The organism is Bradyrhizobium brasilense (assembly GCF_029714345.1).
GTDB classification, from domain to species: domain Bacteria; phylum Pseudomonadota; class Alphaproteobacteria; order Rhizobiales; family Xanthobacteraceae; genus Bradyrhizobium; species Bradyrhizobium australafricanum.
This window is the reverse complement of record NZ_CP121669.1, coordinates 8,210,596-8,224,743: the sequence shown is the minus strand read 5'-3', so window position 1 is coordinate 8,224,743 and position 14,148 is coordinate 8,210,596. Positions and strand designations below refer to the sequence as shown.

The window sequence follows — 14,148 nt, the reverse complement described above, 5'->3', positions numbered from 1 at the left end:
GATTTCAGGCCGCCAGGCCTCACGAACAAGGATGGAGTGGGAATGTCCCGATCGCAGATCGTTGCCGAACACCTTCCGCTGTTGCGCCGTTACGCTCGCGCACTGACCGGAAATCAGGCGTCGGGGGACGCCTATGTCGGGGCCATGCTCGAGGCCCTGTTGCAGGATGGATCATTGCTGGATCAGACCCACGGCCCGCGCGCCGGCCTGTTTCGGCTGTTCACCCAGATCTGGAATTCGGTGTCGGTGAACAACAACGACAATGTCGACGTGGCGACGCTGTCGCTGCCGCCGGAGCGTCGGCTGTCCAACATCACGCCGCTGCCGCGCCAGGCCTTCCTGCTGCTGTCGCTGGAGGGCTTCTCGGAAGAGGAGGTCGGCTACATTCTCGGCACCGATATCGCCGAGACGCGCAAGCTCACCGATGCCGCCGGCCGCGAGATGGCCGCCGAGATCGCCACCGACGTCCTGATCATTGAGGACGAGACCTTCATCGCCATGGACCTCGAGAGCCTGGTGAAGAATCTCGGCCACAACGTCATCGGCGTTGCGCGCACGCATTCCGACGCGGTGGCGCTTGCCAAGAACAAGAAGCCCGGCCTGATCCTCGCCGACATCCAGCTCGCCGACGGCTCGTCAGGCCTCGATGCCGTGAACGAGTTGCTGCGGACCTTCGAGGTGCCGGTGGTGTTCATCACCGCCTATCCCGAGCGCTTCCTGACCGGCGAGCGGCCGGAGCCGGCGTTCCTGATCTCAAAGCCGTTCCAGCCGGCGATGGTGTCGGCGGTGGCGAGCCAGGCGCTGTTCTTCCAGCGCAACTCGCGCAACCGCACGCCGCGCGCGGCATCGGCATGATCTGAGTTTACGCAAGGGAGCAAAATCCAGACCGGCGTGCCGAAAGGTACGCCGGTCTTTTTCAAGCCTTCGATAGCGACGTTACTTCGGCGTCACGCGGACCGGCATTGTGCTGAGCGCCCGCAGGCCCGAGCTGTCGCGGAAGGCTGTGGGGCCTGCAATCTCGAGCTGCTTGACGCGGCTGGCGAGCGCTGTGATCACGGCCTCGGCTTCCAGCCGCGCCACCATCTGCCCGACGCAGCCGTGGATGCCGACGCCGAAGCCCATGTGTCCGGAGAGCCGCCGTCTGACGTCGAATTGGTCGGCATGCTCCCAGCGCGTCTCGTCGCGATTGGCGGAGGCGAGCAGCAGCAGCACCTTCTCGTGCTTGCCGATCCTGGCGCCTGCAATCTCGGTGTCATGCGGCGTGGTGCGGAACACGAACGGCGCCGGTGAATCGAAGCGCAGCGTCTCGTCGAATGCCGCGCGCGACAACGACGGATCGGCTGCAAGCAGCGACCATTGCTCGGGATGGCGCGCAAGCGTGTACAGCGCCATGCCGATCGCGCTGATCGTGGTGTCCAGCCCGGCCGAGAGCAGCGAACGCACCAGCAATGGCGCCTCCTCCGCGCTGATCTCTCCGGCGTCGGCCGCCTCATAGACCTGCGCGCCAAAGCTGCCCGGGCGCAGCGCCTCGCGCTGGCAGCGCGCCGCGACCCACGGCAGCACCCGCGGCGCCTCTTGCATCAAATCGCGAAAATAGTTGTTCTCGGGCCCGAAGCCGGCGAACACCATCGCGCCATAGGTCAGGAAGTTCTCGCGGCCCTCCTGGTCGATGCCGAGCGCGTCGGGAAACACGCTGACCGGAAACACCTCCGCGATGTCTTTGATGGCGTCGAACGATCCGCGCTCGACCAGCCCGTCGATCAGCCGCGTCGCCGTTGACTTGAAATCATCTGCAAGCCGCCGCATCGCGCCGGGTGAGAGGATCCGCGCCAGCACCGCGCGGGTTCGCGTGTGCAGCGGCGGATCGGCTTCCAGCACGATGCTTGGCGGCCGCCACGGCTTTTCCTTGAAGTGGTTCGCAAGTCCCGCGCCGCCGGCGTTGCTGAAATTGACATGGTCTCCGAAGATCGTCTTGACCTCGGCAAAACGCGGCACCGCCCAGATGTCATATTTGGTCAGGCGGATGACCGGCGCCGCGGCACGCAGCTCCGCATAGGTGCCGTAGGGATCGGCCCGCGTCGCCGCGCTGAACGGATCGAAATCGCTGCGGACAATTTCGTCTTCAAGGGGGCTCGCATGGCTGTTCATCGGGTCCTCCCGTCTTGTCAATAATTAATTGACCATAGTCAATTAACTTGCATATTGCAAGGGCGGGGTTGCCATCGGGGCGGGTGCGCGGCATGGAGGCGCGAGGCAGATGGGGATGTCGATCGTGGAGCGAGCCAAAGGCGCACGGCGCTTTCAGCGCAGGGCGCGCCAGGAGGCCGACAAGGAGGCGCTGAAGGCGCTGATCCTTAAGACCGCGCGCAAGGAGTTCGCCGCCGGCACGCTGGAGACCGTTTCGATCCAGAAGATCGCCGACGCGCTCGGCTATTCGAAGGGCACCGTCCTCAAATATTACCCGACCAAGCTGTTGCTGCTGCTCGCGGTGAAGCAGCAGAATCTCGAGGCGGTCGCCGAACGCCTCGAGCGGGTCCGCGCGGAGACGACCGACAGCGATCTGCGGCTGCGGCGCGTGATGGAAACCTATCTCGATTACTGGGCCGACAATCCCGATCACTTCCGCTCACTGTTCTCGATGTCCGGTACGATCGAGGACCGCCGTTTTCCCGACGGCGTCTATTTCGGCGAGACCGAGATCGCGCGCCGCAGCTACGAATTGTTCGTGATCTCGGTGCGGGAATTTCTGGCTGCACATGGCGCCGAGCCGGCGCCTGGCCTGCCGCAGCGGCTCGCAACCGCGCTGCTGGCGGCAACCCACGGCGTGGTCGCGCTCACGCTCGGCACGCCGACCATGAAACTGCCCGACATGCGCGGCACCGGCCGCCTGCTGATCGCAAGCCTGATCGATGCCTGGACGGCCAGGCTTGCCGCCGCGCGGAAAAGCGACGGCTGGCCGCGGATCACGATCGGCACCTTCGCCTGACGGAGCGGTGTCCGCACGTGCCGCGCGTCCCTGCATAGGCCACGTCCCCCTCATACGCGAAGCGATGTGGAATCCCGTGCGTTCGCCTGCTAAGCGCGGCCCATGGATACGACGCAGCGCGATAGAACGGTGGGCTTTCTCTGCCTGGTGGTGACGGCCTTCGGCTGGGCCCTGAACTGGCCGCTGATGAAGCTGTTGCTGCAGCAATGGCCGCCGCTGTTCGCCCGCGGGCTTGCCGGCACCTGCGCGGCGGTGATCCTGGGCACGCTGGCGCTGGCCCGCGGACAGTCGCTCGCCGTGCCGCGCGAGGCGATCCCGCGGCTGCTGTTTGCCTCCTTCACCAATGTCTTCGCCTGGATGGGCTTTGGCACCATCGCGATGAAATTCGTCACGGTCGGCGAGGGCGCGCTGCTCGCCTACACCATGCCGATCTGGGCGATGCTGTTCGCCTGGCCGGTGCTGCACAGCCGCCCGACGCTGCGGGATCTTGCGGCTCTGGTGCTCGGCGTCGCCGGCGTTGCGCTCCTACTCGGCGGCAATGGCTTTGCGTTCAGCGCCGACAAGCTCACCGGTATTGCGCTGGCGCTCGCCTGCGCCATCCTGTTCGCGCTCGGCAACGTGCTGAATCGCAAGCCGCTGCCGATGCCGCCGCTCGCGGTGGTCGCCTGGCAGGTCGGCATCGGCTGCCTCGTGATGCTCCTGCTCGGCATTCTCTTCGAGCATCCGAACTATGCCGCGATCACGCCGCTCGGCCTCGGCTGCTTTGCCTACATGACGCTGATGCCGATGGGGATCTGCTATCTCACCTGGTTCGAGACGCTGCGCCGCCTGCCGCCGACCTCGGCGTCAACGGGCATGCTGCTGGTGCCGGTCATCGGCGTGGTGTCGGCTGCGATCATTCTTGGTGAGCCGCTGGGGCTGCGCGAGATCGGCGCCATGGCACTGACGCTCGGCGGCGTGACGCTGGCGCTGCAGCGAGCCTGACGCAGGCGAGGGAACGGACATCGGTGCATCGCGTTCTCCCGAAAAGGGAGCTTGGCCATGCGCAAGGCGATCGCGCGGCTTGATGCGGAGCAGAGGGCGCAACTGCTTTATCTCGCAGATCTCGGCACGGCGATGTTCACGTCGGCCCTCGTGGTGTGCAGCCTGAAGGCGATTGTCGACCTGTTCGCCGCGGGCTGAACCGCCACGCCAGCGCCAACGCGCCCTCAATCCTCTTGCGCCTCTTGCGGGGCATCGCTCTGGGTATGCCCATCGGGCCCCCGGTTGAACACGCCGTAATCGCTCGATTTCACGCCTGCCGCCCCATCGGTGCCAATGCCGGCCAGACCGAGCTTGAGCAGCTCGCGGACCGCCGCGGCGCGGGTCGGCATGCGGTGCTTGAAGCGGAAATCGTCGAGGGCTGCCAACTCCTCCGGCGACAGCATGACCTGAAGACGTTCAGCGCGAAGCTCATTCATCGCAAAACACCCAGACTTAGCTTGTTGAGTAATTTGCTAAACCGCCAAACTCGCGTGGGGTTCCACCGGTTGAGATAAAAATGCCAATTGAGTAAAATTATCAAATGAAATCAATAGCTTAGATAAAAAATAAAGGAACGATCCGGCTGCCCATCTCGTTATGTCGCTGGAGAGATGCCATGGCCAACCACGTCAAGCTTCCCCGCAAGCTGTCCGAGGAGCCGGAAGCCCCGAAACCGCGGCGCCCGAGCCACGCGAAAGTCATCGAGCAACTGGACCGCTGGGCCAACAGCCCCGGTCTTCAACCGCCAAAGGTCGATAATGCAGAAGACGATTCAAAAGCGGAAGCGATCTGAACCCCACACATTCGAGCAGCGCCTTGAGGAACACCGCGTGCGACTTGAAAGCCGGCTCGCTCAATTGCCGCGCGGCGCCGAACGCGAGCAGATTGTCGCGCGCATCGAGCAACTGCGAACAGCCGTCGAGCTGAACGCGATGCTGTCGCAACAGGCGTGAGCGGCCGCGCCGTGCGGGTCGCTCAGCATCCGCGGCAGATTGAATTCAGCTTTGCCTTGAGGGCGGGATCGTCCCGTGGCGGAACGGGATTGCTTTCCGTCAAGGAGGGCGCCGGCATCGCTCCGAAATTGAACGGCACAGTCAGAACGGCAGTATCGTCCCCCACGTCCGCGGGCAGCGCAGCAAAGGGTTGAGCCCGTTCAACGATTGCCAATGCTTCTGCGTCTATCACAGGAATACCGCTGCTCTCGATAAGCCAACTCGACACGAGATGACCTGCGCGGTCGATCCTGAAGGCGACTGTGGCGGTGCCACCCTGCCCACGCGCGAGTGTCGGTGGATAACGCCGGGCCAGGCGCAGACGGATGGAGATATCCTGCTTCCATGCCGCGACTGAAGGGGTGACCTGCGGGGCTGCACTGTCCTCAGCGATTGCGGGAGCTGAGGCAGCAACGAGCAAAGCAATACAAACAACGAGCCGTCGCAACATCTAGCGAATTGGTCCACTTTCATAATCAGCAATTCATTCTATTCGCGCTTTGGTTGATTGCAAGGCGTACAACTCGTTATGCGCCGGAGATCGATCAAGCATCTGCTCCCGAAAACATCTTGCCCGCATCCGCCGTGCACCGTAGCATCGCCACGTTGATGGGGATGGAGTCCCCCGATAACCGCCGCAAGGCTGATGACTCCTACCGGGCGCGACAGCGTCGGTAGGAGCATGCGCCACCGCCGACCCGCCGTGTCCCGCGAATGAGAAGGGACAGCGCATGACGGGTCTTCCTGGTTCACTCTCAATCGCATTGTCGCTGGTCGGGTCGATCTGGCTCGTCGGTGTCGTCGCCCTGCTGGTCGGCGCGCCGGGCGAACTGGTGGCCGCGACCTTCGTGCTTGGGTTGGTGGCGGGCTTCGTCGAATGGCGAGCCGGAAAGGTGGAGCATTGAACGTTCAGTTGTTGGCGGCGGTCGCGATCGGCGGTTCGCTGGGATCGGTCGCGCGCTATCTGGTGGCGATCGGCGCGGGGCGCCTGGTCGGCACGGACTTTCCCTGGGGCACGCTGGTGATCAACATCGTAGGTTCATTCCTGATCGGCGTCTTTGCGGAGGCGTTCGCGCTGAGCTGGAATGCCAGCCAGGCGATGCGGGTGTTTCTCACCGTCGGCATTTGCGGCGGCTTCACCACCTTCTCGACCTTCTCGCTCGACGCGATCGTGCTGATGCAGCGCGGCGAGCTATGGTCGGCCGGCACCTACATGGCGGCCTCCGTCGCGCTCTCGATTCTCGCGCTGTTCGGCGGCCTGCTGCTGGTGCGGGCGTTCACAGCCTAGTCAGTCGCGCGGCGGCCGGTGCGTGGATTGAGCGGTGCGGTTGGCGGCCGTCGCAGCGCTTCGGGCAGGAACGGTTCGCCCCGCCGAGGCGAGGCGTCGGCACGCACATCGGCGGCCCATTGCGCACGTTCGTGCGGCGTCTGGTTGTCGTTGAAGGTTCGCTTCACATCGACGCCGTCGACGGGATCGTTGACGCCGTTCCGGCTGGCGGGATGGTCGACGCCGCTGTGGATGTCACTGGAGTTGCCCATCGCGGCCTCCGTGCTCGGCTGATCCGGATCAAGATTTGATCCTGGATCCAGGACTTCTGCACCAACGTGGCCTGCGCAAGCGCCGTTCCAAAAAAGTGAAGGGCTGGAGGTACCGTCTGCCGCCCGGAATCCTTGGCGCGTCCGGGACCAGCCGGTAGGATGGAACCCGGATGGCAGCCAGGAACCAAGGGAAAGACCGGGGAATGAAGCACGTCGACGTCGCGGTGATTGCTGCCACGCTGTGGCTGCTGGCGTCGATGGTGCTGGACATCCTGACGCCGAAGTCGATCACCGCGCTGATGATCGCCGCCGCGCTTGCGCCGCCGTTCCTGATCGGGATCGGCATCCATTTCGCACGTGAATATTTCAAGGCCAGGCGGCGCAGCTACCCGCCGCCGCAGTTGGACGAACACTTCAAGAACTAGCGCGTTTTCGAGCGACGTGGGCACCGGTTCGCGTGAAGAAAACGCGTGTCAAAACTGAAATCCAGGCCCCCGTTTCGATTCAATCGGAGCGGGGCAGGGCTGCGGGACGGGCTGCACGTGCTGCATTGAACTGCCCACATGGCTTGCTAAGCTTGCGCCATGACCGAGCATCTCCCCGACACGATCAGCCGCCTCTACACCGACCCTGGCGAATATGTCGACAGCGACCATCCCGCCGTCGAGGCGTTCGCCCGCGCCGCCGTTACGTCTGACGCCAGCGCGCGCGACAAGGCGCGCCGGCTCTACACCGCGGTGCGCGACGGCATCCGCTACAACCCCTATGTCAGCATGCGCTCGCCCGAGAGCTACCGGGCCTCCAGCGTGCTCGCCGCCGGCAACGGCTACTGCGTCGGCAAGGCGGCGCTCTATGCCGCGGCCTGCCGCGTCCACGGCATCCCGGCGCGGGTCGGCTTCGCCGATGTGCGCAACCATCTCACCACCGAGAAGCTGCGCCAGAGCATGGGCTCGGACCTGTTCACCTGGCACGGCTTCACCGACGTGTTCGTCGATGGCGCCTGGCGCAAGGCGACCCCGACTTTCAACGACACGCTGTGCGCCAAGCTCGGCGTCAAGCCGCTCGATTTCGACGGCCATGCCGACGCGCTGCTGCATCCCTTCGACGGCGAAGGGCGGGCCTACATGCAGTATGTCAACGGCCACGGCAGCTATCACGACGTCCCCGCCAAATTCCTGATGCGCGAGATGGCGCGCGAATACGCCAACATGCAGGGCGAGGATCTCGCCGGCCGCGACATGGAGCGCGAGGCGGCCGAGCAGTAGCGGACCTGTGAGCCGATCGCGCGCCGGCTGAGGGGGCGGTGTCATGGATGCGGAACTGCCGAAAGCGCAGGTCAGCCGCCCCGCCAGAGGCTGGGAGGACGCGGTTGCGCTGACCGGCTTCATCCTGGTTGCGGTCGGACAGGCCTCCAACCAGGTTCTGGCGCGCGGCCTCGCCGGCTCAGTGCCGCCGTTCTCGCTCGCCTTCTTCCGCTGGAGCATCATCGCCATCGGCCTCGCGCCGTTTGCGATTGCAGCGATCCGCGACGGCAAGATCCCGCTGGCGCAGAACCTCTGGCCGATCTTCGCCGCCGGCTTCCTCGGCATGTTCCTGTGCGGCGGCCCGGTCTACATCGCCGGCATCACGACCACGGCGATCCACATCGCGCTGATCTTCGCGCTGTCGCCGATCATGGTGCTGCTGATCTCGGCGGCGCTCGGCATCGAGCATATCGGTCCGCTGCAATGGCTCGGCACGGCGCTGGCGCTCGGCGGCGCGCTCCTGATCGTCTCGGGCGGTCATCTGGAAACGCTGACGCAATCGAGCGCGGCCTGGGGCGATCTCCTGGTGGTATGCGCGATGCTCGGCTGGTCCGGCTACACGCTGCTGCAGTCGCGCGTCGCGCCGCGCGCCTCGCTGCTGGCGCGGGTCAGCCTGTTCTCGGCGGCCGGCGCGCTGTGCTCGCTGCCGCCGGCGCTCCGGGAGATGTGGGCGACGCCCGCGGAGGTGTTCAACACCCGGGCGTTCGAGGCCTATGTCTTCGCCGGCCTCGTGCCCGGCCTGATCGCCTATGCGGGCTTCGCCTGGCTCGGCGCGAGATTCGGCTCGGTGCGGAGCTCGCTGGTGCTCTACGTCGCGCCGATCGCGAGCGCGCTGCTGTCCTGGATCATCCTTGGCGAGCCGCCGAAGTTGATCCATCTGGTTGGCGGCCTTTTGATCCTCGGCGGCGTCTGGGCCAGCCTGCGCAAATAGATCCGGTTCCCTCCCAAAGTGCAACCATTTCCGGCCTCGTGCGTTGAATCCAGCGTTGATTCAAGAGCTTAGTCGGAGGTCGCATGAATCTTACTCCCCAGCAGCGCAAGGACCGTGATGCGCAGCGTCAGCAAGACGCATCGCAGGCGATGAAGGAGCATCGCGCCAGCGAGAAGGCGTTCTACGACAACTTCCAGCGCCTCAAGGCCGAGCGGCAGGCGCGCGAAGCCGCGCAGTCACGCAAGGCGAAATCTGCTTCGAAATAAGCGCTTGGAGCCACACCAATCATCCGGATGGCCCGGATCTGACCGAACGAGAAGGAGCGGAAGCGAGGGGGCGAGCACGGCACAAACAAGCTCGCCCCGAAGACGAGAAATCTCCAGGCTTATGGAGGACGTCAGATGTACTTTACCGATCAGAAAACGGTCACCTGCAAATGCGGTGAGCCCTTGAGCGAATTGATGCTCGTCGACGACCAGACAACCGGAATCAAGTTTCACGTCGGTCGTTGCCCGTCATGCCGTGAAGTGACGGTTGTTCGGTCCCAGGACATGCCATCGAACGACAATGCCTGACGCGGACGCTCCTCTCGCGAGTGGGAGGACCGGCTTTGGTTTCAGGTTTTCGGTTGCGACCGGTGAGCGACAGGCCGGCTGACGCATCGTTTGCGGCACACCAGAAAAAGAGCAGGGCGCGACCGGCATCACCACGGTCGCGCCCTACGTCGCCGGTCAATGGGGCAGGGGGAATAACCGGCTCTTCCAAAGACTCGCAGACCCCCTGAGTCGTTCCGCACAAGCGAAAATATTTTCGTACACGGTTAAGTGATGGCCGGACGCGAGAACCCCGCGGGTTTCGTTCGCGTTGTGTCCGGGATCGCCAAGGGATCGTCGAGCGAATTTCCATGGGGCGAGGGACATCACCATGTCAAAGATTCAGATGGGAATTTTCGCTGCGCTGGCGGCTGGGCTGACGCTTGGCGCCGTCCAGCTGGCATCTGGCCACGATCTCATCGGCCGCCAGCAGGTCACCACCGCACTGGCGCCGGAGAGCGCCGTCAATCGCGCCGCCAAGACCGACCGTGCCACGGTTCCAGTCACCGGCCTGCCGAGCCGGACCGTTGCGCTGAAGGTCGAGCGGCTTCCCGATACGTCGGTGCTGGTCCGCGTCCCCGTGGCCAAGGAAGAGGCGCGCCATCGCCCCACAGTGCCGGCTCGGGCACGGCCCGGCGACACCCGCAAGGTGGCCTGCGAGCCCGTGGTCAGCGTGCTGACCGAAGTGGCCAAGCTGCTGCAGCCCGGCCGCTGCGTGACCTGAGAAGGGCGCACAGTCGTCCAATATCGACGGCGTCATCGCCCGGGCTGAACACTTGACCGGGCGATGACATCGTTGGTTGCGGTTTGCACCTTACCGGGCAATGCAGGCTATTCCTCCTCCTCCGCCTCGCTGCTGCTGGCAGCGCTGCGGCCTGCCATCAGGCCGAGTGCGAGGCCGCCGACCGCCAGGAGCGGGATCAGGCGCTTCACGCCGATGGCCCGCACGATCTGCAGGCCGGTGGCGACCACCACCGGATCGGCGAACACATTGGCCGCGGCGGCCTTTGCCGCCTTCTCGGCGCGGCGGCGCATCTCGCGCTTGCGCACGATGTAGACGCTGGCGGCGATCAGCGTGACGACAAGGAACAGCGCGGCGCCGGCGAGGCACGCTTCCACCGGCCCGTAGTGCTGCAGCACGTAGACGAAGGCGGCCGCGCACAGAAAGCCGATGGTGATGAACAGCGCGATCGCGGCGGCCGCGGCCAGCGACGTCAGCCGCAGCGCGTTGCCGGTGGAATCCTTGACGTCATTGATCAGCCGCTGAAGCATCGACCAGCCCTGCCCTGAATCTTGCCCTGAATCTTGCCTCGAGCCTTGCCCTGAAGAGCGCGTCGACAAACGCGGCGGCGGCGCGCCAGCGCCGCCATCGCATCCAGAGGGGTGGTTTCCGCGTGATCGCCACCATGGGGCTCATCCCCCGGAGACCGCAATTTGCCTAGCGGCGCCAGGTGACGCCGATCAGGAAGCCGAGACCCAGCGCAAGGCCGACCGTCGCCAGCGGCCGCTGGGTGATCATATCTTCCAGCGATTCCTCGATCGAGGATGCGGCATCCTGCGCCGCGCCCATCATCGCGCTGCCGCGCTCCGACATGTCGTCGAGTGTATCTTCCGCACTGGCGCGCGCATCCTTGTAGCGGCGGCGGGCCTGCTTGCCCGCGTTGTTGGCAAACGAGTTCAGCGCGTCGGTGATCTGTTCGGTGAGGGCGGCGATATCGTTCTTCACGGCGGTGACATCCTTTTCAAGGCGTTCGTAGGTCGCTTTGTCCGTCATGTTCTTGATCCCAAATGCGCTGTCCGTGCTCGACATCGAAAAGCTCCCGGAGAACTTGCGTGCTGGAACAAAAACGCGCCGCGCGGTGCATGGTTCCAGCCGTGAAACCGGGCTTTCAAACGGTGCCGGCTTCGCTCGAGAACGCCTTGCTACTCCTCCGGCAGCTGCGGCGAATTGACCGGCATCAAATGCTCCTTGACGATCAGCGCCACGATCAGGAGCGGCGACGACAGGAAGGCGCCCATCGGGCCCCACAGCCAAGTCCAGAACGCCAGCGCCAGGAAGACTGCCAGCGCGTTCAGCGACAGCCTGCGACCGACGATCGTCGGCGTGACGAAATGTCCTTCCAGGAAGGTCACGACGGTAAAGCAGGCCGGCGCGATCAGCCCGGCGCCGATGGTCGGCGAGGCGATGATGCCGACCGCGACCAGCACGACGAACATCGCGATCGGCCCGATGATCGGAACGAAGTTCAGCGTCGCGGCGAGCGCACCGAGCCCAGCCGGATTTGGCATGCCCGTTGCCGCGCAGATCGCGCCGGTGACGATGCCGACGCCGACATTGATCATGGTCACCGTCAGGAGATAATTGCCGAGATGGGTCTCGACCTCGTTGAGGATGCGCAGCGTACGCAGCCGCGCCGTGCGTTCGCTGAATGCCATCACCAGTGCGCGGCGCAGATCCTTCCAGCTTGCGATGAACAGGATCAGCGTCGCGATGAACAGCAGGAATTCGGCGAAGGTCGGCGACAGGAATTCCAGCGTCGGCTGCACCCATTCGAATTTCGGCAGCTGGAGCGTGGCCAGCGTATCGGAGCCGCCGACCATGGTCTGCAATTCCTGCCACAGCGCGAGCGGCCGGTCGAACACGTGCAGCTTCTCCTTCAGGATCGCGCCGAGCTCGGGTAGCCGCGAACTCCACTCCATCACCGGCGAGGCAATCAGCCCGACTATGAAGCTGACGGCGGCGCCGACCGCGATCACGATGACGACCGCGCCGAGCGCGCGCGGAATCCGATAGCGTTCGAGCATGCTCGCCGCCGGCGACAGCATGGTGCCGACGATGAAGGCCATGGTGATCGGGAGGAAGAAGGCGCGTGCGAAATAGAGCACCGCGACAATGACGATAACCAGCAGGGCCATCAATGCGAAAGCGACGGCCTCGGCGCGGCTGACAACCGGCGGCAGTTCGATCTTGCTGTCGGGGACTGGCGTGCCTTCGGGCGCTTTGCCAAGCAGGTCTTCACTTGGAAAGGCGCGCACCGAACTCCTCCCGCGTGAGGACGAACAAACCCGCCGCGTGGTCGCCCCGCGCGTCGAATGGCGCGATGACAACGGGCCGCTCCCCGGAAAGTTCCGTCGCGCGTTCGTGAGACGTGACGGGTTGACAATCGCGGCTTCGCGACGATTCGCGGCGGAACCGACTCGCGACCATGCGCGTTGGCCCGGCATCGCATCACCACGATGCGCATCCCGTCCAGGGGCAGCACATGACACAGCAGTCTGTTTCCAGCCGCCGGCTTGCGTCGCGCGCCGCGCGCACCCTTGCCCTCGCCAGCGTCCTGTTTGCGACGCCGTTTGTTGTCGCCACGTCGGCCAGCGCCCAGGTCCGTTCTTCCGCGCTCGGCTATGCGCCGACGCAGCCGGGCGCATTTCCCGCCGACGAGGTGATGAACGACCCCTCGAGTGGGGCCGGCGAGGACGGCGCGCTGCCGGAGCGGCTGCGCCGGACCACCGTCGCGCTCAATACGACTGAGGCGCCCGGCACCATCATCATCGATACCGGCAACACCGCGCTGTATTACGTGCTTGGCGGCGGCCGGGCGATCCGCTACGGCGTCGGCGTCGGCCGCGAGGGGTTCACCTGGGCCGGCACACAGACCATCAGCCGCAAGGCCGAATGGCCGGACTGGCATCCGCCGGCCGAGATGATCAGGCGCCAGCCCTATCTGCCGCGCTTCATGGCCGGCGGCCCGGGCAACCCGCTCGGTGCGCGCGCGATGTATCTCGGCTCCAGCGAATACCGCATCCACGGCACCAACGATCCCTCGACGATCGGCAAGTTCGTGTCGTCTGGTTGCATCCGCCTGACCAATGAAGACGTTTCCGACCTGTTCAGCCGGGTCGATGTCGGCACCAGGGTCGTGGTGCTGCCGAAGACCGCGCCGCACCTCGCCGCGCGTGCGCTCGGCCCGACCACGACCCAGATCTCGGTCCGCCCGGCACAACCGCGGCCTGCGGTGACGACGCTGCCGTCCGGCCGTCAAGCAATGAACATCCCGCCGGCTTCCTCGTTGTACTGACGATCGATGTTGTACTGAGGGCCGGTGATGGTGACGCGATACTCCAGGCGGTGGGCGTTCGGGACCGCGGCAGTGCTTGGCCTGTCCCTTGCGCCTGCGGCGCAAGCCCAGGATTTCTTCTCGCAACTGTTCGGCGGCTTGATGCAGGGCCGCCCGCCGATGATTCGGATGCCGTTCGACGATGGCCCGCCTATGATGCCGCGGGTCGAGCGCCGTCCACGCTATGACGTCGGCCAGGCCTATTGCGTGCGGACCTGCGACGGCCGCTATTTCCCGCTGGCTGCGACCGGCAACCAGAGCAAGGCGGAGAGCTGCAACAGCTTCTGTCCGGCGAGCGCGACCGAAGTGGTCTATGGCGGCAACATCGACAACGCCGCGACGGAAGACGGCAAGCCGTATTCCGAGCTGCCGAACGCGTTCCGCTATCGCGACGAGCTGGTCTCGGGCTGCACCTGCAACGGCAAGGACTCTGTCGGCCTCGCCGCGGTGAAAATCGAGGACGATCCGACCTTGCGCAAGGGCGACATCGTTGCCGGCAAGGACGGGCTGATGTCGGTGAGCCGTCCGGACCGGCGTGGCGCGCAGCTCAACTTCACGCCGGCGCCGGATCGCATCCGCGCCAAATATGGCCGGCCGGCAGTGGTGGCGCGCGAGTAGCGTCGATCACACCGCGGCGGCCGCTTTCGGTTCCTGGCGCGGAACCG

General features: G+C 65.3%; 23 protein-coding genes and 1 riboswitch. Of the genes, 16 read left to right on the top strand and 7 right to left on the bottom strand.

From position 1 onward, the window contains the following. Nucleotides 1-42 precede the first annotated feature (42 nt). A complete protein-coding gene (locus tag QA635_RS38065) occupies nt 43-855 on the top strand; it encodes a response regulator (RefSeq protein WP_283064990.1) in 813 nt (270 codons plus the stop codon). Between the two features lie 81 nt (nt 856-936). On the opposite strand, the gene QA635_RS38060 is transcribed toward QA635_RS38065, so the two are convergent. Beyond that, nucleotides 937-2,148 carry a cytochrome P450 gene (locus QA635_RS38060; protein WP_283064989.1) on the bottom strand — a complete coding sequence of 404 codons (1,212 nt, stop codon included), beginning with the start codon at nt 2,146-2,148 and terminating at the stop codon, nt 937-939. 115 nt (nt 2,149-2,263) lie between these two features. Here QA635_RS38060 and QA635_RS38055 point away from each other — a divergent pair, with 115 nt between their 5' ends. The 3 genes from QA635_RS38055 (at nt 2,264) to QA635_RS38045 (ending at nt 4,168) form a co-directional block, all read left to right on the top strand. Beyond that, the gene (locus tag QA635_RS38055; protein ID WP_283072061.1) at nt 2,264-2,986 is read left to right on the top strand and encodes a TetR/AcrR family transcriptional regulator; all 723 of its coding nucleotides are present in this window, start codon (nt 2,264-2,266) and stop codon (nt 2,984-2,986) included. 102 nt (nt 2,987-3,088) lie between these two features. Further along, entirely contained in the window at nt 3,089-3,970 is an 882-nt protein-coding gene (locus QA635_RS38050) for a DMT family transporter (protein ID WP_038386117.1), read from the top strand. A gap of 57 nt (nt 3,971-4,027) precedes the next feature. Further along, nucleotides 4,028-4,168, top strand: coding sequence for a hypothetical protein (locus tag QA635_RS38045; RefSeq protein ID WP_157347178.1), 141 nt, complete (start codon nt 4,028-4,030; stop codon nt 4,166-4,168). Nucleotides 4,169-4,194: 26 nt separating this feature from the next. On the opposite strand, the gene QA635_RS38040 is transcribed toward QA635_RS38045, so the two are convergent. Then, nucleotides 4,195-4,446, bottom strand: coding sequence for a hypothetical protein (locus QA635_RS38040; protein ID WP_283064987.1), 252 nt, complete (start codon nt 4,444-4,446; stop codon nt 4,195-4,197). Nucleotides 4,447-4,625: 179 nt separating this feature from the next. Here QA635_RS38040 and QA635_RS38035 point away from each other — a divergent pair, with 179 nt between their 5' ends. Continuing rightward, a complete protein-coding gene (locus QA635_RS38035; protein WP_167350454.1) occupies nt 4,626-4,802 on the top strand; it encodes a hypothetical protein in 177 nt (58 codons plus the stop codon). Further along, entirely contained in the window at nt 4,768-4,962 is a 195-nt protein-coding gene (locus QA635_RS38030) for a hypothetical protein (protein ID WP_283064984.1), read from the top strand. The genes QA635_RS38035 and QA635_RS38030 overlap by 35 nt, the downstream gene beginning before the upstream one ends. Before the next feature lie 22 nt (nt 4,963-4,984). Here the strand turns inward: QA635_RS38030 and QA635_RS38025 are convergent, their stop codons facing one another. Next, on the bottom strand, nt 4,985-5,452 hold the full coding sequence (locus tag QA635_RS38025; RefSeq protein WP_283064983.1) for an energy transducer TonB family protein: 468 nt from the start codon (nt 5,450-5,452) through the stop codon (nt 4,985-4,987). 151 nt (nt 5,453-5,603) lie between these two features. Beyond that, nucleotides 5,604-5,664: riboswitch (Fluoride riboswitch) on the top strand. Nucleotides 5,665-5,732: 68 nt separating this feature from the next. Between QA635_RS38025 and QA635_RS38020 the strand changes: the two genes are divergently transcribed. Both QA635_RS38020 and crcB read left to right on the top strand, forming a co-directional pair. Then, nucleotides 5,733-5,906, top strand: a complete 174-nt coding sequence (locus QA635_RS38020; protein ID WP_225161321.1) for a hypothetical protein — start codon at nt 5,733-5,735, stop codon at nt 5,904-5,906. Beyond that, complete coding sequence (gene crcB / locus QA635_RS38015) at nt 5,903-6,289, top strand: fluoride efflux transporter CrcB (protein ID WP_283064980.1); 387 nt, start codon at nt 5,903-5,905, stop codon at nt 6,287-6,289. Before QA635_RS38020 ends, crcB begins: the two co-directional genes overlap by 4 nt. Here the strand turns inward: crcB and QA635_RS38010 are convergent. Then, nucleotides 6,286-6,540: a hypothetical protein gene (locus tag QA635_RS38010; RefSeq protein ID WP_092086578.1), complete on the bottom strand. Its 255-nt coding sequence runs from the start codon at nt 6,538-6,540 to the stop codon at nt 6,286-6,288. The genes crcB and QA635_RS38010 overlap by 4 nt on opposite strands. A 203-nt stretch (nt 6,541-6,743) precedes the next feature. On the opposite strand from QA635_RS38010, the gene QA635_RS38005 reads away from it, so the two are divergent. The 6 genes from QA635_RS38005 to QA635_RS37980 all read left to right on the top strand — a co-directional run bounded on the left by QA635_RS38005 (nt 6,744) and on the right by QA635_RS37980 (nt 10,092). Further along, entirely contained in the window at nt 6,744-6,965 is a 222-nt protein-coding gene (locus QA635_RS38005; protein ID WP_092086575.1) for a hypothetical protein, read from the top strand. 159 nt (nt 6,966-7,124) lie between these two features. Next, entirely contained in the window at nt 7,125-7,805 is a 681-nt protein-coding gene (locus QA635_RS38000; RefSeq protein WP_283064976.1) for a transglutaminase-like domain-containing protein, read from the top strand. Nucleotides 7,806-7,848: 43 nt separating this feature from the next. Beyond that, nucleotides 7,849-8,775: a DMT family transporter gene (locus QA635_RS37995; RefSeq protein WP_283064975.1), complete on the top strand. Its 927-nt coding sequence runs from the start codon at nt 7,849-7,851 to the stop codon at nt 8,773-8,775. An 83-nt stretch (nt 8,776-8,858) separates the two neighbouring features. Continuing rightward, on the top strand, nt 8,859-9,041 hold the full coding sequence (locus QA635_RS37990) for a hypothetical protein (protein WP_283064973.1): 183 nt from the start codon (nt 8,859-8,861) through the stop codon (nt 9,039-9,041). A gap of 135 nt (nt 9,042-9,176) precedes the next feature. Next, entirely contained in the window at nt 9,177-9,350 is a 174-nt protein-coding gene (locus QA635_RS37985; protein ID WP_283064972.1) for a hypothetical protein, read from the top strand. A gap of 349 nt (nt 9,351-9,699) precedes the next feature. Then, entirely contained in the window at nt 9,700-10,092 is a 393-nt protein-coding gene (locus tag QA635_RS37980; RefSeq protein ID WP_283064971.1) for a hypothetical protein, read from the top strand. Nucleotides 10,093-10,199: 107 nt separating this feature from the next. Here QA635_RS37980 and QA635_RS37975 read toward each other — a convergent pair whose 3' ends face one another. The 3 genes from QA635_RS37975 to QA635_RS37965 form a co-directional block, all read right to left on the bottom strand. Beyond that, nucleotides 10,200-10,640, bottom strand: coding sequence for a hypothetical protein (locus QA635_RS37975; RefSeq protein ID WP_283064970.1), 441 nt, complete (start codon nt 10,638-10,640; stop codon nt 10,200-10,202). Between the two features lie 166 nt (nt 10,641-10,806). After that, nucleotides 10,807-11,178, bottom strand: coding sequence for an ElaB/YgaM/YqjD family protein (locus tag QA635_RS37970; RefSeq protein WP_016842979.1), 372 nt, complete (start codon nt 11,176-11,178; stop codon nt 10,807-10,809). A 113-nt stretch (nt 11,179-11,291) separates the two neighbouring features. Then, nucleotides 11,292-12,404 (bottom strand): AI-2E family transporter, encoded by a 1,113-nt coding sequence (locus QA635_RS37965; protein WP_283064968.1) that lies wholly within the window; start codon nt 12,402-12,404, stop codon nt 11,292-11,294. A 227-nt stretch (nt 12,405-12,631) separates the two neighbouring features. On the opposite strand from QA635_RS37965, the gene QA635_RS37960 reads away from it, so the two are divergent. Beyond that, nucleotides 12,632-13,444 carry a L,D-transpeptidase gene (locus tag QA635_RS37960; RefSeq protein WP_283064967.1) on the top strand — a complete coding sequence of 271 codons (813 nt, stop codon included), beginning with the start codon at nt 12,632-12,634 and terminating at the stop codon, nt 13,442-13,444. A gap of 27 nt (nt 13,445-13,471) precedes the next feature. Then, a complete protein-coding gene (locus QA635_RS37955) occupies nt 13,472-14,101 on the top strand; it encodes a DUF2865 domain-containing protein (protein WP_225645131.1) in 630 nt (209 codons plus the stop codon). Nucleotides 14,102-14,148: the final 47 nt, after the last annotated feature.